Origin of the sequence: Shewanella sp. T24-MNA-CIBAN-0130 (genome assembly GCF_040310185.1) — a bacterium.
GTDB lineage: Bacteria > Pseudomonadota > Gammaproteobacteria > Enterobacterales > Shewanellaceae > Shewanella > Shewanella psychromarinicola.
This window is the reverse complement of record NZ_JBEOPP010000035.1, coordinates 1-23209: the sequence shown is the minus strand read 5'-3', so window position 1 is coordinate 23209 and position 23209 is coordinate 1. Positions and strand designations below refer to the sequence as shown.

Sequence of the window (23209 nt, the reverse complement as noted above, 5' to 3'; positions counted from 1 at the left end):
AAGCAAATTGTGACATCCCGCCGTTAGATTATGAGTGTGTTTACCCGCTAAAACGTTGACTCATTCATTCATTCATTCTCTCATTCATTCAGTCATTTCATTTAACACCCCGGTGATAGCTGGCCATTTATTTCAGCTGTTCACCCTTTTTACATGGGTTAACAAAAGGGCTGGTCATTCTCACTAAGGATATGGTTAATTTTACTACCTGTTGGTTTTTTGTTCGAGAGGTTGGTTCATTTATATGAACGACAATTAATTAATTTAGTCTATTAATTATGGGGTTACTGATTTTTTTGAAGTTGGCATGCTACTTGTAATACCTATTGTATAATCAACTAGACGAGTGTTTAGTTGTCATCAACCAGCACAATAAAGGATTCCATTATGTCTATTTTAACTTTAACTTCAACTAACGTTATTCGTCGTAGTGTTCAATTATCAATTGCTGCAGCATTACTCGTTACCGCCAGTGTTTCGGCTCAGGCTGATGAAATCTCAATCTCAAATACGGTTGCTACGCTTGAGCAGACGATGACCCGAGCTAGCCAACAAATGATTGCCAATGTAAAACAAGAGTTAATGTTGTCGTTGCAAACTCAAATAGCTGAACAGGTATTTGAAATGAATTCAGCCCTAGAGTTTACTAGCTTTGAACAACCACAAACCACAACAACCTTAACCACTGAGAACAAGTAATGGATTGGGCAATGAATATAGCTTTGGTGCTGCCATTAATGTCGTTATTGTTATTGCCAGTGATCAGTTTTGCACTGTGTGCGACAGTAGTCAGCTGGCTATTATGGCCAAGCATTAATGACCAGGCTTAATCTGAACACCATTACTGACTAGGATAAACCTGGTTGAGTACGAGAGGATAATATGAAGCGTTTAATCGATAGATTACAAGATGAAACTCGGATCGTATGTGGCGTATCAGCTAAGTTGGCTAAACAATACGGCTGGTCATTACTTTGGACACGTGTTGTGACACTAGGGCTCGTTGTAAGCACCCCCAGTATCGGTCTGTTAGCTTACTTTGTGATAGCCGTAGTGATGAGTCAAAAAACGACTCGATTTTAACGTCTACTCAGCAGTGGGTAAACGGGGCCATGACTTTCCCCGTAGACAGGTTATATCGAGTAGGATATTTATTTTTGTAAGAAAGCTTGGAAGCGTTGTTTAGCTTCATCACTTTGTAAACGTTTAGAGAACTGAACTAATTCTAACTTCATTTGTGCTTTTACTTGTGCCTGATTATGGCGTAAAAGCTGTTTCGATGCTTGAAGTGACTGAGGTGGTTGTGCAGCAAGTTTTTTCGCTTGAGCTAAGCTGAAACTCAATAAATCGGCATCATCGACCACTTTATTAATAATATTTAATTCTGCCGCTGTCGTAGCATTAAATGCTTCTCCGAGTAAGATGAGTTCAGCCGCTTTTTGTTGGCCCACGATTAAGGGTAACAATAAGCTTGATGCGGCTTCAGGAACCAAGGCCAGACTAACAAATGGCATCTGAAATTTAGCACTATTGTCGGCATACACTAAGTCGCAATGAAGTAGCAAGGTTGTCCCAATTCCCACCGCGGCCCCTGTCACAGCAGCCACAACCGGTTTTTTAAGATCCAATAAGCAAAACAAGAATTTAACCGTTGGATGCTCCTCGACTAATTCACCACTCTTGAGGAAATCTGCGATATCATTGCCTGATGTAAAACAGTTTTCTGTACCATGAAACATAAAGGCACGAATATCGTTGTCGGCTTCACCTTGGATCAGGTATTCTGTGAATTGCTGATACATTTCTAGATTAAAGGCATTGCGCTTTTCTGGACGATTAAAACTGATGATCCGTACGCCTTGATCATCTCTTACCTGAATATGACTCATTCGTAGCTTCCTGTTGTGAACGCGAGTGGGATTACATGGAGTTTAAGACATTGAAAGCAATATTCAAACATCTGTTTAACTTTTTAGTGCTATCATCAATTTCATTCGCAGTCAGCGCTAACGTTGTGTTGGTTGATGGTCATGTAAGAGCAATGCCTGCGAGTGTGCCCAATACCGCGGCTTATTTTACGCTAGAAAATCATAACAACAGCGATGTTAAGTTAGTTGAAGTGAAGACGAGTGCGGCAAAAGTAGCGCAGTTACATACAATTATTGAAGAAGATGGCATGGTTAAAATGCGTCAAGTCGAAGGGTTTACTATACCGTCCCACGGTTCGTTAACGCTTCAACCTACCGGGGATCATGTGATGTTATTGTCGTTAACCGCGCCATTGGCTATTGATGATAAAGTGCCTTTAACATTAATTTTTGACGATGGTCAGCAACTTATGATTGAGCTTCCCGTGCTTAAGAAAGCCGAGACTCAACATGATGAACATCATCACCACAATTAAGGAGCAATATTGATGCAAGTAACAAGGAATAAAATATTAGCCGTTGTTGGTGTGCTTTGTTTAGTACTTTACTTTATGAGTGTGTGGTGGAGTGTTGCACCTGATCCAATTAAACCGGTATCGTCGAAAACAGATAACGGTAAGTTAATTGTGGGTTATGCGACAACAACGTCATTAATTGCCACAATGGAAACCTTGCTGGATAAACCCGGAGGTTGGCTCTCTAATGATATTATGCCTCCGTCGGTAATGATGGATAACATGCCTGCATTTGAGTTTGGTGCATTAGAACAGGCGCGAGATTTAGCGCTAACGATGCGTAAAGAATTTAGTCGTTCACAGTCGCAGTCCACTGCGGATGATGATTTATTAACGGCACATTCGAAGTTAAACATCGATAATACCAGTTGGTTAGTGCCAAGTGCCGAAGGTGAATATCGCGATGCGATCAAATTATTGAAACTTTATCGTGCTAAAATCAATGATGCAGAGAACAATAATGCGCAGTTTTATGCTCGTGCAGACAACCTCAATGAATGGCTGAAAGAAGTTCAAAAACGCTTAGGTAGTATCTCACAAAATTTATCTGCCAGTGTCGGCCAAGAACGGTTAAATACTGATCTAGCAGGTGATATTTCTGCGCGTCAATCGACCCCCGGTTTATCGAGCAATGAAATTAAAACCAGTTGGTGGAAAATTGACGATGTATTTTATCAAAGCCGTGGTTCCGCTTGGGCATTATTGAACTTTATGCGGGCCATTGAAGTTGATTTTGCCGATGTATTAGCAAACAAAAATGCTGCGGTCAGTTTACGTCAAATTATTCGTGAACTTGAAGCAACTCAACAAACAGTTTGGAGCCCTTTGGTTCTTAATGGAAACGGTTTTGGTTTAGTGGCTAATCACTCGTTGGTGATGGCTAATTATATTTCGCGTGCAAATGCCGCGGTAATTGATTTAACGAATTTACTCTCACAAGGATAATGATGAAAAAGACTCTTATTGCCACCGCTTTAGTGGGCCTGTTAAGCGTGTCATCGGCTCATGCGGCAACTGTATTAGGTTTTAAAGTCGGCGCTGATTACTGGCAGGCCGACACCACAAATGCATTTAATGATGATAGTGCTGTTGCCCACAGCTTTAATGATGATTCATCTCAAGGTAGCGTATGGATTGCTGTTGAACATCCATTGCCGTTTGTGCCTAATGTTAAAATTCGTGAAAATCGCCTTGAGTCGAGCACGAGCATTAGCAATGCGGACTTTAATTTTAATGGTCACAGCTATAGCGGTGCGGCGTCGGTCATTAATGACTTAAGTAATACTGACTTTGTGTTGTATTACGAAATCCTAGATAACGACTTAGTGTCTGTTGATTTAGGTGCCGCCTATAAATTAATGAGCGGTTCATTACGAGTTGCTGATGCCGGTCATCCTGAAGAAGTGGATATCGACAGCGGTATCGTGATGGGGTACGCCAGTGCACAAGTTGGCATGATTGGTTTAGGCTTGTTTGGCTTTGCTGATGTGATGTTAGGAGTGGACGAATCTAATGTACATGACTATGGTGCTGGTTTGGGATGGCAGTTTGACGGATTAGCTGTTGATACTGCTATTCGTGTTGGTTACCGTGAGTTTAATTTTGATGTGAGTAACTTCTCTGGTGTGACGCAAAACACTGACTTTAGTGGCGCATTTGCTGGTGTTGAATTAGTTTTCTAATTGCAGACTATGTTAAAAGATCGTGCTAAAAGATCGAGCAAAAATATTGTGTTAATAATTGTATGCTCACAAAAAAACCGCCTATTGGCGGTTTTTTTATAGGAGATTAATCACTACTGAGCAATTAGTCCGCTGTTAATCGAGATAACATCATCTTCGGATAATGTACCCGCAGCCTGTTTTAGGGCCAATATAGAATTGATATAGCCATAACGCGCTTCAGACAATTGACGCTTTGAATCGTATAAATCACGTGTACGGTTCAGCACATCAACAATCGTACGCGTACCCACTTCAAATCCAGCTTGAGTGGCTTTTAATGCGCTTTCAGATGAAATCACCGATTGCTCATAGGCTTTTATTGAACTGATAGAAGCGTTAACGTTATTAAAGTTATTACGTACGTTCTTAGTTACACTGCGATGAGTTTGTTCTAATCTCTCGCTTGCTTCCACATATTGGAACTGAGCCTGTTTCACTTGCGAAGTCACTTTAAAGCCTTCGAAAAGCGGAATGCTCAAGGTTACACCAATATTGGTATTGTCATAATCTGGACCTGGAGTCTGGTCAACGCCTTTGTTATAGCCGGCATTTAAGTTAAGTGAAGGCATGTGGCCAGCTTTGTACAATTTAATCGTCTCATTGGCGATATCTTTGGCGATACGTTGAGTCATTAAATCGATGCTACTGGTTTCGGCCATTTTTAACCAAGCCGCAGATGATGCTGGGGCAGGTGTAACGGCTGAAAAACGGTTAGTATCAAGAATATCAATTGATTTATGATCTACACCAGTAATTTCACGTAATGCTTCGTAGCTATTGTCTAGGGTATTTTGAGCAAGAATTTCTAATGCTGATGCTAGGTCATATTGTGCTTGTGCTTCATGAACATCAGTAATTGCCGTTAAGCCTACGGCAAAACGTTGCTTAGTTTGCTCAAGTTGGCGTTCAATTGCTGCTTTTTCTGCACCTTGGAACTCGAAGTTATCTTTAGCCGTTAATACATCAAAATAGGCTTTAGTGACACGGGTAATCAGCGATTGTAATGTCGATGCATAAGCAGAGTCTGCTTGAGACGCTGCCATTTCAGCAAGGTCTAAACCTACCCATGCACTGTGATCGTAAATAACTTGAGTTAAGTTAACACCACCTATTAATCCGTCGCTATCTTCTAAAGGATCATTCCACGCTTTAGCGTAGCCAACGTTTGCACTGATACTTGGCAATAACGGTGCACGATTTTCTTCAATACTTTCGTATAAGGCATCACGTTGTGCTTTGGCTTGTAAAACGATAGGGTCGCTAGTGAGTGCTTTTTGATAAATTTGAAGTAAATCGTCAGCTTGTACTGCTGGTGCTGCAATAGCAAATGCTAATGCTGCGTATAATGAACCAATTTTGAATTTCATTTGCTGCCCTTTTTAGACAATTCCTCGGTAAGATGAGGTGTTGATTAACTTATAAATTTGGTCATGTCCTCCGTTAAGATAATGAGATAACATTATTCAGTCTTAACGCGGCAATCAGTGTTAACTTACTTGCTTAATGAGTATGCATAATAATTTACAGCAGATATCGTCGTTCAACATCCACAACGCATTGCTCATTGCATTTTATTCACCATATGTTTATTACTGCATATTGTGCACTACTCACATATTGTGCGCTAACTGATAGTAGTGATCTTTTCATTTTCAAGTCAAATTTGAAGTGTAACAGATTTTATTTTAATTAGACCTGTTTTTGCTGATGCAAGCTTAAATGCTTAGTTATTAATTATGTTAATTTAAACTGTAAAATGACCAGATGGTTTACGTTTTGATAGATGAGGATAAATATGTCTGAGCAAGCCGCTATAACCACCTTTGACGCAGAGTCTGGGTTTAGTTTGATATCTAAAAAAGTATTATACAAAGGATTCTTCCAGTTGGACGAATACACCTTTAAGCATAAGCTGTTTAAAGGAGGCTGGAGTGGTGAGGTGAGGCGTGAGGTCTTTGAACGAGGCCATGCCGTTGTTGTAATACCTTATGATCCAATTCGTGACGAAATCGTATTGATAGAGCAAATCAGGGTTCCAGCATTAGCGACCACTAAATCAATCTGGCTTCTTGAGTTAGTGGCAGGTATAATTGAACCCGGCGAATTACCCGAGAAAGTGGCAGAACGTGAATTAGCGGAAGAAGCCGGATTAAGTTTATTAGGCTTAACATTTATAAACAGCTATTTGGTCAGTCCTGGCGGCACAACAGAGCGTTTTCATTTGTTTTTGGGGCAAGTCGATGCCACCAAAGCGGCTGGAATACATGGACTCGAACATGAAAATGAAGATATTCGGGTTCATGTTGTCAGTCGCGAGCAAGCTTATCAATGGGTAAACAATGGTCGTATCGATAATGCGGCGACGGTGTTGGGTATCCAATGGTTGATGCTGAATTACCAACAAATTCGTGACTCACTTTAACTTGTTGAATAGGATTGTGAGCAAGATAGGAATGATTGGGTGGCAGAGTTTAATCTGAAAAAAAAGCAAAAATATCAACCTAATGTCAGTGTTTTTTTAGCTGTGTGTGGTAGAAATTATGCACGTATTTTAAAATGGTTACCCGAAAAAATGAGCGTTAATGTGCCATGGCAGATTGAAGGTCAATTTGGTACCTTGTCGATCAATCTTCTTGAAAATACTAAGTATACTCAGCTAGTCGAAATATCTCGTCCTATACCCAATGGACATTTTTTTAAAACTCCCAAAGCAACTGTTCGTGTTTATCATGATGCTCAATTAGCAGAAGTGTTAACTAGCCAACAGATTTATCGCTTAAAGCCAATGTATGATTACCCTAATATACATATGCATCATAGCGATGAAAAATTTCAGGTGAATGCATTCCTTGAAGATCTGTTGAAGATTGGGTCTCGGAGAGTGACTTGCCAATCATAGCTATTTTATTCTTTTACCATGTTGGGAATCTTTAGTGCTTAAAGACGCAGTGCATTATTCTGTTACTGAAAATGAGCCTGTACGATTAGTACAAGTGACGGATCCGCATCTCTTTTCTGATCCAGAAGGACAACTGCTAGGTGTTAATACGGCCCAAAGTCTCCAAGCGGTGTTAAATACCTACATAGCCACTCAATATCCTGCTCATTTATTGTTAGCAACCGGTGATATTAGCCAAGATTACTCACCTGAGTCTTATCAGCATTTTGTGCAAAAGATTGAAATGTTAAATCTGCCTTGCCATTATTTACCCGGTAACCATGATGACCCTCGCTTGATGAGCTTGCGTATGCAAGGTGAAAAAGTGTTTGGCCAACAACGGGTGGTTATTGGTAAATGGCTGATATTAATGCTTGATTCTACTCTTCGAGGTAAGCCTGGTGGCCATATGGGCGAGCGACAATTTGCCTTAATAGATGCTGCAATTAACGCTGAACCCGATAAACATGTCTTGTTAGTGATGCATCATAATCCGATCTTAATGCAGTGCGCTTGGTTAGATCAGCACTGCATGATGAATGGAGAAGACTTTTTGCAACGGACCAGCCGTTACCCGCAAGTGAAAGGTATTCTTTGGGGGCACGTACACCAACAAGTGGATAATATTCATTTAGGGGCGCATGGTCCTATTCAATTAATGGCGACACCGTCAACGTGTATTCAATTTAAACCATTATCATCCTATTTTGCCTTAGACCATCTTCAACCCGGTTATCGTTTGCTGGAGTTGGCAGGCGATGGTAGCATTCGTACTAACGTGTATCGCGTGCCAGGAAATCTATTTGCGCCAGATAATGAGGCCAGCGGATACTAGTTTACCGCGCCATATTATGTTAATAAGGACGCCCTTAGTGCTAATTAACCGTCTCGCGAGGGAATATGCTGCTTTATATACATGGTTTTAATAGTTCTCCACGGTCAGATAAGGCCATTCAAACCGCACACTATATTCAGCAACATTATCCACAAGTCGATTTTCACCAACCACAATTACCTTCGTCACCCATTGCTGCAATTACTTTACTGTGCAATATCACTGAGCAAGCGAAACGGCAAGGGCAGACATTGCGCTTTATTGGCTCGTCGTTAGGTGGTTATTTTGCCAGTTATTTAGCCGAAACCTATGGTGGTAGAGCCGTGTTGATTAATCCGGCGGTAAAACCGTTCGAATTATTTGAACAGTTTATCGGTCCTCAATATAATCCTTATACTGACGAGCATTATCAAGTGTTACCGCAGCATCAATATGATGTTGCTCAGTATAATACTCATGTGATCCGACATCCTGATCGTTTTCTCGTGCTGTTGCAAACTGGTGACGAAGTGTTAGATTATCGACAAGCACTACATAAGTACCATAGCTGTGAATTACATTTAGAGCCCAATGGTGACCACAGTTTTGTTGGCTATGAACAACAATTAGACAAAATATGTAAATTTATTCAGCTGTAACGTTTTAGCGTTACAAACAACGATCAATTTGAGCTAACTTTGGCTCTATCTAACTCCAAATGTGTGGATTATGACCAACCAATATACTTCTGACGCTATTGAGGTCCTTAATGGACTTGACCCGGTAAAACGCCGTCCTGGTATGTATACCGACACCTCTAGGCCTAATCACCTTGGTCAAGAGGTTATTGATAACAGCGTTGATGAAGCTCTGGCGGGACACGCGACTAAAATTGAAGTTGTACTCCATGAAGATAATTCCCTTGAAGTGACCGATGATGGCCGGGGTATGCCGGTGGACATTCACCCAGAAGAAGGCATTCCTGGGGTTGAACTTATTCTGACTAAGTTACACGCTGGCGGTAAGTTCTCGAATAAAAGCTACCAGTTTTCAGGTGGTTTACATGGGGTGGGTATTTCGGTCGTCAATGCGCTTTCTCTGCGTGTTGAAGTCAGTGTTCGTCGTGATGGGCATGTATACGAAATGGCCTTTGAAAATGGTTTTAAGGTTGAAGAATTGGTCGTGACGGGGACTTGTGGGCGCCGTAATACGGGAACTCGAGTGCATTTCTGGCCCGATACCAGTTATTTTGACTCGGCTAACTTTTTGGCCAGTAAATTAATTTATATACTACGAGCTAAAGCGGTATTGTGCCCCGGTTTACGCATCAAGTTTACCAATAAACAAAATGGTGAAGTGTATGACTGGTTTTATGAAAGCGGCTTAACCGATTACCTCAAAGAAGCGATAAAAGATTCTGTATTGTTACCTGAAGAGCCGTTTGTTGGCAGTTTTAAAGGCAAATTAGACGCCGCTGAGTGGGCGATTACTTGGTTGCCTGAAGGTGGGGATAGTTTGAGTGAAAGTTACGTTAACTTAATTCCGACACCATTAGGCGGTACTCATGTAAATGGCTTTAGACAAGGTTTGCTTGAGTCTATGCGTGAGTTTTGTGAATTTCGCAATCTTGTTCCTCGTGGTATTAAGCTATCGCCCGAAGATATTTGGGATCGTGCAGCGTTTATCTTATCGACAAAAATGCAAGATCCACAGTTTTCTGGCCAAACCAAAGAAAAATTATCCAGTCGTCAAAGCTCTGCCTTTGTTTCTGGTGTTGTTCGAGATGCCTTTTCTTTGTGGTTAAACTCCAATACTGAGTTAGCAGAACAACTAGCAGAATTGTGCATTAGTAATGCACTGCGACGTTTAAAAGCCGCTAAAAAAGTGGCGCGTAAAAAAGTGACTTCTGGGCCAGCATTACCGGGTAAGCTAACCGATTGCAGCGGTCAAGATCCGATGCGAGGTGAGTTATTTTTAGTGGAAGGAGACTCGGCTGGCGGCAGTGCAAAACAAGCTCGAGATCGTGAATTTCAAGCCATTATGCCGTTAAGAGGTAAAATTTTGAATACTTGGGAGGTCGATTCCTCGCAAGTGTTAGCCTCGCAAGAGGTGCATAATATTTCGATAGCGATTGGTTGCGATCCTGACAGCGATGATATTTCAGAATTACGTTATGGTAAAATTTGTATTCTAGCGGATGCGGATTCTGATGGACTGCATATTGCGACATTGTTGTGTGCGTTGTTCTTAAAGCATTATCGTGTATTAGTGAATAATGGGCATGTGTATATTGCTATGCCGCCGCTATTTCGTATTGATATCGGCAAAGAGGTTTTTTATGCTCTGGATGAAGCTGAAAAAACGGGGATCTTAGACCGTATTACCGCAGAAAATAAAAAAGGTAAGGTGCAAGTGACTCGCTTTAAGGGCTTGGGTGAAATGAACCCATTGCAACTGCGTGAGACCACTATGGATCCTAACACCCGACGCTTAGTTCAATTGACTATCGATGACGCCGATGAGACGGTAGCCTTGATGGATATGTTACTGGCTAAAAAGCGTGCTCCAGATCGTAAGACCTGGTTAGAAAGTAAAGGCGACTTAGCGTCACTTTAGTCGTGTTTGTTACTGCCAATAAGAATGTATAACATAAGGCAAAAAGATAATTAACATGCAGTATATTAACGTACGATTTTATCTTAACCTGGGCAGTAAATTTGCTTGCGCGGGTATAATATTATTAGGCTTTTTTCCCACACTCGCCATTGCCGCACAATCGGTGATGATCACTGTCACTAAAGGGTTTGGATTAAGCTTGTATGCCTCTGATTTAGGCGATATTAAGCAAATGACCGTGGGCGATAACGGCACTTTATTTGTCGGGTCTCAAAAAAGTGGCACCGTGTATGCGTTGGTTGATAGTGATCAAAATGGCCAAGTGGATAAGCGTTACCTTATCGCAAGGGGGTTAGATTACCCTGATGCGTTAGCCTTCCATAATGGTTCGCTATACGTCACTGAAGACGACCGTATCATTCGCTTTGAAGAAATAGAATCTCGTCTTCGCCGTCCTAGTCGAGCACGTGAAGTCTATTCAAATTTGCCAAGCTTAGATAAGAAATATTCTCGTTCGATGCACTTTGGCCCCGATGGACTGTTATATGTTGCCATTGGTTCGGCATGTAATGTCTGTGAATCACCTTCGCCATTTGGCAGTATTTTGGCTATCGATGTTGATCCCGGCGCCAGTGAGCAAGTTGCGTTAGGCCTTAGGAGTGTGACAGGTTTTGATTGGTCACCGGTGACCAACAAGTTGTGGTTTGCTGATTTAGGTCGTAATTGGATGGGCGATAATATTCCACCTGATGAAATAAACCGCTTAGACATTAAAGGTAGCCACTTTGGTTTTCCTTATTTACACGCCACAGATGTGATTGAGCCTGCCTATGATAAACCTGAAAATTTAAATATCAGCGTGCCTGAATTTGAACTGCCAGCACACGTTGCTCCAACCGGATTAAGTTTTTACCGAGGAGAGCAATTTCCTGAACGTTATCGTAACCAAATATTTGTTGCTGAAAATGGTTCATGGAATCGTTCAAGTAAAGTGGGCTATCAAATTGTGATGCTGAGTATTGAAGATAATAAAATTAGTAAACGTGAAACCGTGGTGAGTTTTTTGGATGGAGAATTTCCCGTCGCACGTCCATTTGATGTGATTAATGCGCCAGACGGCGCAATGTACATTTCAGATGATTTAAAAGGTAATATTTACCGTTTGTTTTATAACGCACCCGAACAATCACAGGATATGAAATAATGAGTGATGCGATTGAATTAAGTCTTGATGGCGTAGAGCAAATGCCGCTTAGGCGCTTTACTGAAGAGGCTTATTTAAATTATTCCATGTACGTGATTATGGATCGTGCTTTACCGCATATTGGCGATGGTTTAAAACCTGTTCAGCGACGTATTATTTTCGCCATGAGTGAATTGGGGTTATCGGCACAGTCTAAACACAAAAAATCAGCCCGTACTGTGGGTGATGTTTTAGGTAAATATCATCCACACGGTGATAGCGCATGTTATGAAGCGATGGTGTTAATGGCTCAGCCATTTTCCTATCGATATCCACTGGTTGACGGCCAAGGTAACTGGGGCGCGCCAGATGATCCTAAGTCATTTGCGGCAATGCGTTATACCGAAGCTAGACTATCAAAGTTTTCTGAAGTGTTACTGTCGGAATTAGGTCAAGGAACCGTCGATTGGGGGGTGAACTTTGATGGCACCATGAAGGAGCCTAAAACCTTACCTGCCCGATTACCGCATATTTTATTGAATGGCATTACCGGCATTGCGGTTGGCATGGCAACAGACATTCCTCCCCATAACGTGCGTGAGTTAGTTTCAGCTTGTGTTGAGCTTATCGATAATCCAAAAACTGATTTAGCCCGACTCATGGAGTTAGTGCCAGGTCCTGACTACCCGACTGAAGCCGAAATCATCACCCCTAGAGCCGATATTGAGCGGATTTATGATACCGGGCGTGGTTCAATCAAAATGCGCGCGGTTTACAAAGAAGAGCATGGTGAAATTGTCATTACCTCATTACCGCATCAAGCAAGTAGCGGTAAGATCCTAGAGCAAATTGCCAATCAAATGCAGGCAAAAAAGCTGCCGATGGTGTCTGACTTACGTGATGAATCTGATCATGAAAACCCAGTGCGATTAATCATTGTTCCTCGATCAAGCCGTATTGATTGTGATCAGTTAATGACCCATTTATTTGCCACTACGGATCTTGAAAAAAGCTTTCGGGTTAACTTAAATGTGTTGGGACTTGATGGCCTCCCTAAAGTGAAAGGGCTAAAGCAACTATTAACCGAATGGTTAGAGTTTCGGATGACCACTGTAACGCGCCGCTTGCAATATAGACTCGATAAAGTGTTAGCGCGATTACATATTTTAGAAGCCTTGATGATCGCATTTTTAAACATTGACGAAGTGATCGAGATTATTCGTTTTCACGATGAGCCTAAAGCTGAGTTGATATCTCGGTTTACCTTGTCAGATAAACAAGCAGAATCAATTTTAGAATTAAAGTTACGTCATTTGGCCAAGCTTGAAGAATTTAAAATCAAAGCTGAGCAAGACGAGTTAGCCGCCGAGCGTGACAAATTAGAATTATTATTAAGTTCAGATCGTCGTTTAAAAACCTTAGTCAAAAAAGAATTGATCCAAGATGGCGAGATTTATGGTGACAATCGTCGTTCGCCTATTATTGAACGTATTGATGCCAAAGCACTGACTGAACAAGAGTTAACCCCAACTGAACCTGTCACTGTCGTGTTGTCAGATAAAGGTTGGGTACGTTGTGCTAAAGGTCATGATGTTGATGTAAAAGGCTTGTCTTATAAGTCTGGCGACAGTTACCTGTGCAGCGTAATGGGTAAAAGTAATCAGGCGGCGGTGTTTATTGACTCAACAGGGCGAGCATTTACAACCGACAGTCACACGTTGCCTTCAGCCAGAAGCCAAGGTGAGCCGATTACCACGCGCTTTAATATGGCGCCTAACGCGGTAATGCAACATGTATTAATGGGTGAGGAAGAGCAGTTCTTGTTGTTGGCAACCGATGCGGGTTATGGCTTTATTTGTGCTTATCCTGATTTAGTCAGCCGTAATAAGGCGGGTAAGGCGTTACTAAGCCTACCAACGAATGCGTTAGTCATGCTGCCAAAGTTAATTAATAAAACCGCAGGTCAATCTTTGTTAGCCATAACTTCTGAAGGCCGCATGCTGATGTTTAGCTTAGATGCTTTGCCACAGTTATCAAAAGGTAAAGGCAATAAAATTATCGGTATTGCTACTGATCGAGCTAAAAATCGCGAAGAATTACTATTGCATCTGTGTGTGGTTCCTCAAAATGCCTCAGTAACGTTATGGGCGGGCAAGCGTAAGTTAACCTTGAAACCAAGTGATTTAGAGGAATATCGAGGTGAACGCGGACGAAGAGGTGCTAAGCTACCAAGAGGTTTACAACGTGTGGATAGTGTTGATGTTGACAGTGCCCATGTAGACAGTGAGCCAGGGGTAGACGATTCTGCGCAGACGTTAGATTAATGGCTTATTTCAGGATCACATGGTTTCGTTAACCTTGTTGTTTGTCTGAACATTGCGAGGATCGCATTAATGTTAGTGAACCAGCCCTGAATTTTTGGGTTAGTAAATCGCTAAAGAATGAAAAAAAGCTGCTCATATGAGCAGCTTTTTTTATGAAAAGGAAATATTTTATGCAACTTCATAGAAATTGGGTTCGTACTCTAACTGAGTCTGAATGATTTGAGTTGCCATCCGAGCACATTTTCCACATTGGTCTGAAACGCCCAAACGCTTTCTCACGTCAGCAAGTGAGCAATCACCTTGGCTAACGGCTGCTTTAATTTGAGTGTCTGTAATGGCATGACAAAGACAAACGTACATAGAGAAAGCCTCTTCATTTAAAATGGGTCAGAGCTAAGAAAGTAACCTAATTCTAAATGAAAATAGTTATCATTGGCAATACCTTTCTTGTAAATATAATGATTATTTTTAATACAGTATGATCTACATCACTTTTTATGAAAAATTGAAGACTTGCAATGAAGCCGTATTTAACGAATTAGCCTATCTATTGTTCCGATCTGAGGTTAAACAATGCTATTTCAGCCCGTTTTAGTAGCCATGGCTAGCATCGACGACATAGTGCAATGATTTGGACTGTTGCCATCGGCAATAGTTTTGGCTAAATATTTGTACTACTTGTTCGGGAAAACTTGGCGCAGCGATATGTGGAGTAATAGTGACGTTATCGTAATGCCATAGTGGATGGTTAGCAGGCAAGGGCTCTTGTTCGAACACATCTAATATGGCTTGGCGCTGTGGGCATAGCATCAGTTCAGTTTGTAAAGCTGTCAAATCAATTGCGTTACCTCGGCCAATGTTAAATAACATGGCATCAGGTTTTAATAAAGGCAGATTTTCGGCATTTAATAGATGCTTGGTTTGAGGTGTATCGGGTAATACGCTGACAATGACATGTGCATGGGGCAAATAATCGGCTAATTTATCCATCGTGTCGATGCGATTAAAGCCACTCACGAGTGCGCCTTGGCGATTGAGCCCGCTGACTGTCATGCCAAAATGGTGGGCTGTTATCGCAAGGTGTTGAGCGATGGAGCCCGTGCCTAGTATTAATAGTTGTTGCCCTTGCAAAGTTCGGTAACTGCCTGGTCGCCAAAGCTGCTGGTGTTGTTGCTGCGTATACTGGGCATGGTGTCGATAATGGCTTAATAGGTAGCCAAAAACATATTCACTCATTAGCGGGCCAAAGACGCCGCGAATATTGGTCAGCAAATAATCATGTCGTAATGATGGCTGCATTAACGCATCGACACCCGCAAAGGTTGATTGTAACCATTTAAGCGCTGTTGCATGGGGCAGTAATGGTGCGGCTAAATGGGGTTCTGCTAACCAAATATCAGCATCATTAATATTGCTGAGCGTGTCATCGCCAGTATCAACGAGAATGTCATCGACAATTTCGAGATCTGGCAATGAATGCTTTGCCAATAATTGGCGATATTGATCGTTCTCTCTGGTCAGCAATAATAATTTATTCGCCATAGGGATTCCATGATTTAGTCTTGATACGTAGACGGCTTATTCAAACCAACCATGGTAGTCCACTGTGACCGGCATCATTGCTATTGCCATCGCTTTGTCTGGATAATTACTGAAAACACCGTCGACACCCATTGCTTTTAACGCTTGAATATCTTCATGATGATCAACGGTATACACAAATACTTTACCGCCGCGCTGATGGGCGTCATCAATAATAGCTTGATTAATAAAACTCACGTCAAGATTGATCGAATAGGCATTAAGCGTCGTCATTATTTGAGCTAAGTCTAGCGGGATCCCCGCCAGTAATGGGGCGATAATAGCTTGTGGGAAAGTGTTTTTTATCTGAGCCAAATAGGGGTGGTTAAATGATGATATTAACAGTTGTTCTGGGGTGTAATTGAGTTGCTCAAGGGCTTGAGGATATAATGCAAGAAAGGGTTTTACGCAGCCAACGCCTTTTAATTCGATGTTGACGCTGCACAAGCCTTCGCTTTTTGTGCTTATCCGTTCGAGTGCCTGCCATAACGTGGGGATCGCTTGTCCGCCGACGGTAAATAGAGCCAGAGCTGCTTTTGTGGTTAAGTGGATCAGCCCTGTTCCGGTTGACTTACCTTCTAAACGGCGATCATGAAACACCACTAATTCACCTTCAACGCAATGCACATCAAGTTCAATGGCACTAACACCCAAATCGAGTGCTTTGTCTATAGCAATTAAGGTATTTTCAGGTTCATAACCGCTGGCGCTGCGGTGAGCAAAAACGAGCATAGCTGTCCTTAATTAAGACTTGAATTAGCCTTTATATAATCCGGTGGATTCTTTAGGCATATGATTAATATGAATGTCCATCTGCGGATAGGCAAGTTCGACATTATTTTCTTTAAGCTTTTTATTAATGAGTTTATGCAAGCTGTGGCGTAACGGCCAACGATCCGACATGTCTTTCGCATACGAACGAATTTCGTAATCTTGTGTGTGTCGACCAAAACCGGCGAACCATACTTCTGGCTCCGGTATGGCTAATGATAAATCACATTCAAGCACGGCTTGATGAAGTAACATTTCGACTTTGGTTGGATCAGCATCACGAGATACCGATACTGTTACGATCACACGAGTTATCGGATCGGACAACGACCAGTTAACCAGTTGTTCGGTAATAAAGGCTTTGTTTGGCACAATAATTTCTTTGTGATCAAAGTCGACAATCGTAGTCGCTCTGATTTGGATTTTACTGACTGTACCTGATAGGTCGCGGATAGTAACGGTATCGCCAATACGAATGGGTTTTTCAAATAGAATAATCAAACCAGAAATAAAGTTAGCAAAAATTTCTTGTAAGCCAAACCCCAAGCCTACTGAGAGTGCCGCAACTAGCCATTGCAATTTAGCCCATTCCATCCCAAGAGTTGAAAAACCAAACAGTATGCCAAAAAACACCACTAAATAACTGCTCACAGTGGTAATGGCAAACCCGGTTCCTGGCGATAAATCTAATCTTTGCAATAACGTCAGTTCCATCAAACCGGGGAGGTTTTTAGCAATAACTAATGAGAAACCTACTAACATAATTCCAAATAGAATTGATTTCAATGTAATGGGCACTTGTTGCTCAATACCATTTACATTGCTGTTGGTGGTCCATAAAGTAATGCCATCTAAAAACGAGAATACCGCAGTATGCGTTTGCGCCAAAATGCCCAATAAGCTGGCGAAGAAGGCCAAAATTAAAATTGATCTCACTAAGCCCAGTGACTGGCTGGAAATGGTTTCTAAATCAACAATCGGTTCTTCATAGGTTTCTATTGGTTCATTGTTTTGTAATTCGTCTCTTTCTCGTTGTGCAAGTAACTCTGCACGCTTGGCTTTGGCACGATCAAATGCGATTAAACGGCGTTCAATCAACATCCAACGCTTAATTAACTGGTAAGTCAGCAAGAAGCCCAAGCCTAATAATACCGAAATTTGTAGCTGTAATAGAAGTTGGAATGCGGTGAAGTAGTAGCCGATCACCGCCAAGATTGCGCTAAAAACAGGGGTCCCGATCAGTATTGCCCATAGCGCTTTTTGAATGATAGCCATATTAGTGGCGCTAGGCTTATTTTTGCGATATTGGCCAATAAGTAACATGACTTCTTTATACAGCAGGAATAGCACAACACAGAAAACGATAAACGCACCACGGCCAAGACTGTTGCGTACTAATGAGGTATCTAACGCTTCGGTAAAGCCCATTAAACCGATTAATGGCGCAGATACCATGACAAACGAAGCCATGGTTTGTTGTGCTTGTTGGACAATTTCCTTCGGTCGTCGGAAATGACTGATCAAAATACCTTTATCAAGGGTTAACAAGAAAAAGAACTGATATATCAGATAACTGACACCAATAGCTAAAATGCCAATTCCCACGGCATACACCAGATTTTGTTCTGATCGCGAGAAAATAATCCCTGCCATTATCACCGGTAACGGCCTTATTAAGGCGTACGTTAAGCTGATGATTAGGGTTTTAATGGTGTATTTAAATTTATCTTGAGTCACATTGCCAACATATACTGCATAGCGACTAATCGCTTCATTGAACTTAGGTGTCAGCATGTCTTGTGCCATTAAACAACACAAAAATAAAATGCCCCACCAAGCCCAATAATTACTTTGTTCAGACCAAGCTTGTTGTAACGACTGCCACTGACTCGGTTGCAGTAACCAGACACTACTGTGACTTAAGTCAATTAACCATAAAGCGCCAATGCTAGGCGCATTGGGCACCCAAAATAGATGTTCGTTAAGAGTGTTTTTTAATGTGGTATGTAATTGATTTAATTGTTCATAACCAATGCGTAACTTAGCAAATTCAGCTAGATATTGATCGTAACTTTGCGATAGTTGATTGATTAGCTCTTGTTGTGATTGCAGTAATTTAATCTGGGTTTCATTAAACATGTCGCGGTTATCAAGTTGCTGGCTGTTCAGTGCTTGTTGCTGTTCTAATTTGTAGCGTTGTAAACGAGCATCGGCTAATTCTGTTTGCAGTTTGTCTAGATTGGGTGGCTTAGGTAATGATTGCAGCATCTGCAAAAAACGATCGCCAAAGGCGGAGTTAGTTTTAACCCAGGTAATTTGCTCAAGTACGTTTGATAGTTGGGCATTTTGTGATTGATAGCGTTTCTCAATTCGTTGTTGATTCTCGATCGCAGATTTTATATTACTGGTGAGGGTCTGTAATTGTTCAGCATAGTGCTGATTTACTTCGCTAAGTTCTTGAGATAATGGATCGGCAAGCTCTTGGGCATCAATTAAGTTATTGGCTATGGTGTCTGCGGTTTGCTGCTGGCGAGACTCAATGTTGTGTTTGTTGATAAGCTCAATAAAGATTCCTTGTTGGCTTAAAGACAAGCGATTGAGCTGCTGTTGTAGTTGAGTAATTTCTAACTGCTGAGGGTTAGCTAATTGTTCAGCTTGTAAGGTCACAATATGCTGCGCGAGCAGTTCTGCCTGAAGTTTGTTACGTTGGCCTAATGGAATATCAATTGGCGATTTTAGGGTTTTATTATGTTGCGTTAAGGCATTTTGTGCTTGAACAATTAAATCAGGTAATTGCGTTTGGCGTTGTGAAATCAGACGTAACTGCTGATTAAGGCTCGATTCGGTCTCTTTTAATTCCGATAAATGAAAATAGGCCATTGAAGCTTGCTGGTTAAGATCGATTTCAACATTTAGGCTTAACGGTTTCTGTGCTTCAGCAAGTTGCTCTGCCAGTGAGAGTTTTGCTTCGTTGTTAGAGCGTTCGATATTGGTATAGGTTTGTTGTTCAATTTGCAGCTTTTCAATGCTGCTTTCGAGTTCTATAATTTGAGATTGTATATCAAGCGGCTGATTTTCAGATTGGCTATTGAGCCCCAAACGCTTATCTAGGGTTAGGGGGGTAATAGCAAATACAGAAACTGACAGTATATTTGCTATAAGAAAACACAGAAATAAACACGCTAAACGTAACATAATACTTGGCTCAGGCTGGAGTATGGTCATGGTAGCAAATTTGCGAGATTATGATCTATATTTTTGATGTCTTTGCTGAGTTTCAAATAAAGCTGTCGCAACAATCATTATTTATTTAATCGTGGTTGGAGTGGTCTGTTGCTCGTCTAAAATGCTGCGTGCTAGCACCAATCATAAAAAGGGGGTAACACGATACTACAGCGCTATTTTTGCGCTTAAAAAGCGCAATGCAGTGGTAAATGAGCAATGAGTTTACAATATAAAGCCGTACCACTCAAAAGCAGTACGGCTCAATATAGTTCAATTAATTCAGGGTGTGGTTTAGTGGTGGCGAGTTATTGCTGGTTGAATTTGGCGAACGGTTGACCCATACGCGTGGTTTCACCTGGTTCGACACCATCAGCAAATGTTGCAATGGCATCTTGCGCAAATAACATCACCACAGTGCTGCCTAGTTTAAAACGACCCATTTCAGCGCCTTTTTCTAAGGTAACCGCTTCTGGGCCTGTGGTTGGATAGTCCCAGCTAAACACTTGCTTACCACCTGGTGGGGTCACTGTACCGGACCAAATTGTTTCAATACTGGCTACAATTGTTGCACCTACCAGTACCATTGCAAGTGGGCCTGCTTCGGTTTCAAAAATAGCCACCACACGTTCATTACGGGCAAATAGTCCGGGCACATTTTGAGCCGTAAGAGGATTAACCGAGAATAAATCGCCTGGCACATAAGTCATTTTTGATAATGTACCTGTGATTGGCATGTGGATCCGGTGGTAATCTTTTGGAGCCAAGTAAATAGTGGCAAAATCGCCATCATCAAAACGTGCAGCATCATTCTTATCACCCCCTAATAATGCTTCGGTCGTATAACTGTGACCTTTGGCTTGGAAAATGTTACGAGCGTCAATTGAACCACATTGACTTATCGCCCCATCAACCGGGTGCGCCATGAAATGGCTGTCTTGGCAGATAGGTCGCAGTTGAGGCTTTAACGCCCGGGTAAAAAAGGCATTGAAGGTTTTATAGGCTTCGGGCTCAGGTTGCAATGCTTCTGACATATCAATTTTGTATTGTTTGATAAACCATTTAATCCCTGCCGTGGTGATAACGCCTACTTCTGCAGCGGCAAATTTGCCCACTAAGCGCGACAGAAAGTGTTTTGGCAACATGTATTGCAAAGCAATTTTAATTGAGTCCAATGTGTTTCCCTTTTCTCTCATCTGGTTGAACGATAAAATTTTATTCTACAGCCTACTATTTCTACAGCCTAGTCTTTATAAAGAGTATTAGGCATACAGAATATTATTCATCAATGGCACGGAAATGTCGTGCATGACGTTGTTCATCTAAACTGGCAATAATACGCTGATAATTACTAAAGCGGTCTTTGGTTATTTTTCCATCAGCTAAGGCTTGCTGTAAAGCACAACCCGGGTCGTCGCCATGTTTACAATCGCGGAACTTACATGTTCCTAAAAAATCTCTAAATTCGATAAAACACCAACCGACTCTGATGGCATCTAAATGCCATAACGCAAATTCGCGTATACCAGGAGAGTCAATTAAATCACCGCCGCTGACAAAATGCAGTAACTTGGCCGTGGTCGTCGTGTGTTGACCTAAACCTGAGTTATCGGACACATCGCCAATTAATAGTTCAGCTTCTGGCATTAAAGCATTGATTAAGGAAGACTTGCCGACACCCGATTGGCCAGCGAAAACACTGACTTTGTTATTGAGTAAATCTTTAATGTCATCTACGCCTTCGCCTGTGTGGCTACTGATCCGATAAACCGGATAACCAATATCTTGGTAGCGTGTCAAAGCTCGTTCGATTTCATCACGATTGGTATCATCTAATAAATCAATTTTGTTCAGAATGATGATAGGTCGAATATCGGTATCTTCAGAAGCCACTAGATATCGATCAATAATTTGGGTGGTAAAGCTAGGCAAAACCGATGACACAATTAAGATTTGATCGATGTTGGCGGCAATAATTTTTACGCCGTCGTATAAATCTGGTCGAGTTAAAGAAGATTTTCGTGGGTGAACGGCTACGACAATACCACCGATACTGGAGCCGGATTGGACTTCAGTCGCGAGTCTTACCACGACTTTATCACCCGTGACTAAACTGGTGACCGCGCGACGAATATTACATCGCGAGACCATACCGTTTGCAGTTTCAATATCGGCATGCTGACCAAAGCGAGAAATAACCACACCAGCTTGCTCAGGACCTAACAGATTGTCCTGTAACTCGGCATGTTGAGTGTTATCGTCATTGCGCTTTAATCGCTTAGTCTGATTAGCGCGCATTCGGCGTAATTGGCCCTGACTTAGGGGTTTCTTTTTACTCACAGGCTTATCTTCATTAAATAGGTGTTTTTTTGTGTGTCAAAAAAACAGTATGATACACACTCTTTTATAAAAATGCCTGAATTTAGGCGACAGATAACATAAGGCGGCATAAATGGCTGTTGATGCGAATAATCTAATTTGGGTTGATTTGGAAATGACAGGCTTAGAACCCGCTGTGGATCGAGTTATTGAAATTGCCACCTTAGTGACCGACCAAGACCTTAATATCATTGCTCAAGGCCCTGTACTCGCGATTTATCAAACCGATGCGGCTCTAGCAGGCATGGATGATTGGAACCAAAAACATCACGGCCAGTCAGGATTGATTGACCGTGTGCGCGCCAGTAAATGTTCTGAACAAGATGCGATAACACAAACGATTGATTTTTTATCTCAGTACGTGCCTAAAGGCGCATCGCCAATGTGCGGCAACAGTATTGGTCAAGATCGTCGCTTTATGAATAAGTACATGTCGGAGCTTGAAGAGTATTTTCATTATCGCAATATCGATGTGAGTACCATCAAAGAGTTGGTTCGTCGTTGGAGCCCTGAAACAATGAATGGCTTCAGTAAGAAAAATACTCATCAAGCATTAGAAGATATCAAAGAGTCTATTGCTGAAATGCAGTTTTATCGCACAGAAGTATTTAAAATTTAACCAATTGAACAATTTTTTTAAAAAAGGGGGTTGCAGCGTAGTAAAATTTACCTATAATGCGGCCTCAACTTTCTACAGAGCGCCAAACTCTGAGTCATAGAAAGTTGTATTGAAATTTGAAAGTATGCGACATTAGCTCAGTTGATAGGTTGAAAGACAATACCTTGCAGATTGTTAAAATGAAGCAACCAGTACGCGACATTAGCTCAGTTGATAGGTTGAAAGACGATACCTTGCAGATTGTTAAAATGAAGCAACCAGTACGCGACATTAGCTCAGTTGGTAGAGCGATACCTTGCCAAGGTATAGGTCATCAGTTCGAACCTGATATGTCGCTCCAAATTTCTGTATGTTTTTAAAAGAAAGTGAAATATGTGCGACATTAGCTCAGTTGAGTTAATTGTAAGAGTCGATACCAATCTTGTTCCAAGGTATAGGTCATCAGTTCGAACCCCTCTTTATTTATAAAGAAGGTCGCTCCAAATTTCTGTTAGATTTTAAAAGAAAGCGAAAAGTGCGCGACATTAGCTCAGTTGGTAGAGCGATACCTTGCCAAGGTATAGGTCATCAGTTCGAACCTGATATGTCGCTCCAA

The 23209-nt window shown here is 41.6% G+C and carries 21 protein-coding genes and 2 tRNA genes; 15 read left to right on the top strand and 8 right to left on the bottom strand.

The genetic code is table 11. The features are described 5' to 3' along the window. The first annotated feature begins 387 nt into the window (after positions 1-387). Positions 388-699: a hypothetical protein gene (locus AAEZ02_RS14115; protein ID WP_351123697.1), complete on the top strand. Its 312-nt coding sequence runs from the start codon at positions 388-390 to the stop codon at positions 697-699. Positions 700-882: 183 nt separating this feature from the next. After that, positions 883-1083 carry a PspC domain-containing protein gene (locus AAEZ02_RS14110; RefSeq protein ID WP_351075159.1) on the top strand — a complete coding sequence of 67 codons (201 nt, stop codon included), beginning with the start codon at positions 883-885 and terminating at the stop codon, positions 1081-1083. 68 nt (positions 1084-1151) lie between these two features. Here AAEZ02_RS14110 and AAEZ02_RS14105 read toward each other — a convergent pair whose 3' ends face one another. After that, on the bottom strand, positions 1152-1889 hold the full coding sequence (locus AAEZ02_RS14105; protein WP_101034134.1) for an enoyl-CoA hydratase-related protein: 738 nt from the start codon (positions 1887-1889) through the stop codon (positions 1152-1154). A gap of 35 nt (positions 1890-1924) precedes the next feature. On the opposite strand from AAEZ02_RS14105, the gene AAEZ02_RS14100 reads away from it, so the two are divergent. The 3 genes from AAEZ02_RS14100 to AAEZ02_RS14090 are packed head-to-tail and all read left to right on the top strand — an operon-like array spanning position 1925 to position 4125. Beyond that, positions 1925-2404, top strand: a complete 480-nt coding sequence (locus AAEZ02_RS14100; protein WP_351123693.1) for a copper chaperone PCu(A)C — start codon at positions 1925-1927, stop codon at positions 2402-2404. Between the two features lie 12 nt (positions 2405-2416). After that, entirely contained in the window at positions 2417-3388 is a 972-nt protein-coding gene (locus AAEZ02_RS14095) for a DUF2333 family protein (protein WP_101034136.1), read from the top strand. A gap of 2 nt (positions 3389-3390) precedes the next feature. Next, the gene (locus AAEZ02_RS14090) at positions 3391-4125 is read left to right on the top strand and encodes a TIGR04219 family outer membrane beta-barrel protein (RefSeq protein WP_124012459.1); all 735 of its coding nucleotides are present in this window, start codon (positions 3391-3393) and stop codon (positions 4123-4125) included. A gap of 113 nt (positions 4126-4238) precedes the next feature. Here the strand turns inward: AAEZ02_RS14090 and tolC are convergent, their stop codons facing one another. Further along, complete coding sequence (gene tolC, locus AAEZ02_RS14085; RefSeq protein WP_101034138.1) at positions 4239-5534, bottom strand: outer membrane channel protein TolC; 1296 nt, start codon at positions 5532-5534, stop codon at positions 4239-4241. 428 nt (positions 5535-5962) lie between these two features. On the opposite strand from tolC, the gene nudF reads away from it, so the two are divergent. The 7 genes from nudF to parC all read left to right on the top strand — a co-directional run bounded on the left by nudF (position 5963) and on the right by parC (position 14042). Beyond that, positions 5963-6589, top strand: a complete 627-nt coding sequence (nudF, locus tag AAEZ02_RS14080; RefSeq protein WP_101034139.1) for an ADP-ribose diphosphatase — start codon at positions 5963-5965, stop codon at positions 6587-6589. A 39-nt stretch (positions 6590-6628) separates the two neighbouring features. Next, a complete protein-coding gene (locus AAEZ02_RS14075) occupies positions 6629-7066 on the top strand; it encodes a DUF1249 domain-containing protein (protein ID WP_335686790.1) in 438 nt (145 codons plus the stop codon). 34 nt (positions 7067-7100) lie between these two features. Beyond that, a complete protein-coding gene (gene cpdA, locus AAEZ02_RS14070) occupies positions 7101-7940 on the top strand; it encodes a 3',5'-cyclic-AMP phosphodiesterase (protein WP_101034141.1) in 840 nt (279 codons plus the stop codon). Between the two features lie 65 nt (positions 7941-8005). Further along, positions 8006-8578 carry a YqiA/YcfP family alpha/beta fold hydrolase gene (locus AAEZ02_RS14065; RefSeq protein WP_101034142.1) on the top strand — a complete coding sequence of 191 codons (573 nt, stop codon included), beginning with the start codon at positions 8006-8008 and terminating at the stop codon, positions 8576-8578. Between the two features lie 70 nt (positions 8579-8648). Then, on the top strand, positions 8649-10535 hold the full coding sequence (gene parE / locus AAEZ02_RS14060; RefSeq protein WP_101034143.1) for a DNA topoisomerase IV subunit B: 1887 nt from the start codon (positions 8649-8651) through the stop codon (positions 10533-10535). Between the two features lie 55 nt (positions 10536-10590). Further along, entirely contained in the window at positions 10591-11739 is a 1149-nt protein-coding gene (locus AAEZ02_RS14055) for a PQQ-dependent sugar dehydrogenase (protein WP_418895976.1), read from the top strand. Next, positions 11739-14042, top strand: coding sequence for a DNA topoisomerase IV subunit A (gene parC / locus AAEZ02_RS14050; protein ID WP_351123689.1), 2304 nt, complete (start codon positions 11739-11741; stop codon positions 14040-14042). Before AAEZ02_RS14055 ends, parC begins: the two co-directional genes overlap by 1 nt. Before the next feature lie 168 nt (positions 14043-14210). Here the strand turns inward: parC and AAEZ02_RS14045 are convergent, their stop codons facing one another. From AAEZ02_RS14045 to rsgA, 6 genes are all read right to left on the bottom strand, one after another. After that, a complete protein-coding gene (locus AAEZ02_RS14045) occupies positions 14211-14402 on the bottom strand; it encodes a bacterioferritin-associated ferredoxin (protein WP_101034146.1) in 192 nt (63 codons plus the stop codon). Between the two features lie 231 nt (positions 14403-14633). After that, positions 14634-15584, bottom strand: a complete 951-nt coding sequence (locus AAEZ02_RS14040; protein WP_351075169.1) for a D-2-hydroxyacid dehydrogenase — start codon at positions 15582-15584, stop codon at positions 14634-14636. 36 nt (positions 15585-15620) lie between these two features. Further along, positions 15621-16355 carry a glycerophosphodiester phosphodiesterase gene (locus AAEZ02_RS14035; RefSeq protein WP_335686794.1) on the bottom strand — a complete coding sequence of 245 codons (735 nt, stop codon included), beginning with the start codon at positions 16353-16355 and terminating at the stop codon, positions 15621-15623. Positions 16356-16379: 24 nt separating this feature from the next. Continuing rightward, positions 16380-19619: a mechanosensitive ion channel domain-containing protein gene (locus AAEZ02_RS14030; protein WP_502959548.1), complete on the bottom strand. Its 3240-nt coding sequence runs from the start codon at positions 19617-19619 to the stop codon at positions 16380-16382. A 305-nt stretch (positions 19620-19924) separates the two neighbouring features. After that, positions 19925-20791, bottom strand: a complete 867-nt coding sequence (gene asd / locus AAEZ02_RS14025) for an archaetidylserine decarboxylase (RefSeq protein WP_351075171.1) — start codon at positions 20789-20791, stop codon at positions 19925-19927. A 103-nt stretch (positions 20792-20894) separates the two neighbouring features. Next, the gene (rsgA, locus tag AAEZ02_RS14020) at positions 20895-21956 is read right to left on the bottom strand and encodes a small ribosomal subunit biogenesis GTPase RsgA (RefSeq protein ID WP_351075173.1); all 1062 of its coding nucleotides are present in this window, start codon (positions 21954-21956) and stop codon (positions 20895-20897) included. Between the two features lie 112 nt (positions 21957-22068). Between rsgA and orn the strand changes: the two genes are divergently transcribed. The 3 genes from orn (at position 22069) to AAEZ02_RS14005 (ending at position 23208) form a co-directional block, all read left to right on the top strand. Continuing rightward, entirely contained in the window at positions 22069-22614 is a 546-nt protein-coding gene (gene orn, locus AAEZ02_RS14015) for an oligoribonuclease (protein WP_101034152.1), read from the top strand. 264 nt (positions 22615-22878) lie between these two features. Further along, positions 22879-22954 (top strand) — tRNA-Gly (locus AAEZ02_RS14010). A gap of 178 nt (positions 22955-23132) precedes the next feature. Beyond that, positions 23133-23208 (top strand) — tRNA-Gly (locus tag AAEZ02_RS14005). Position 23209: the final 1 nt, after the last annotated feature.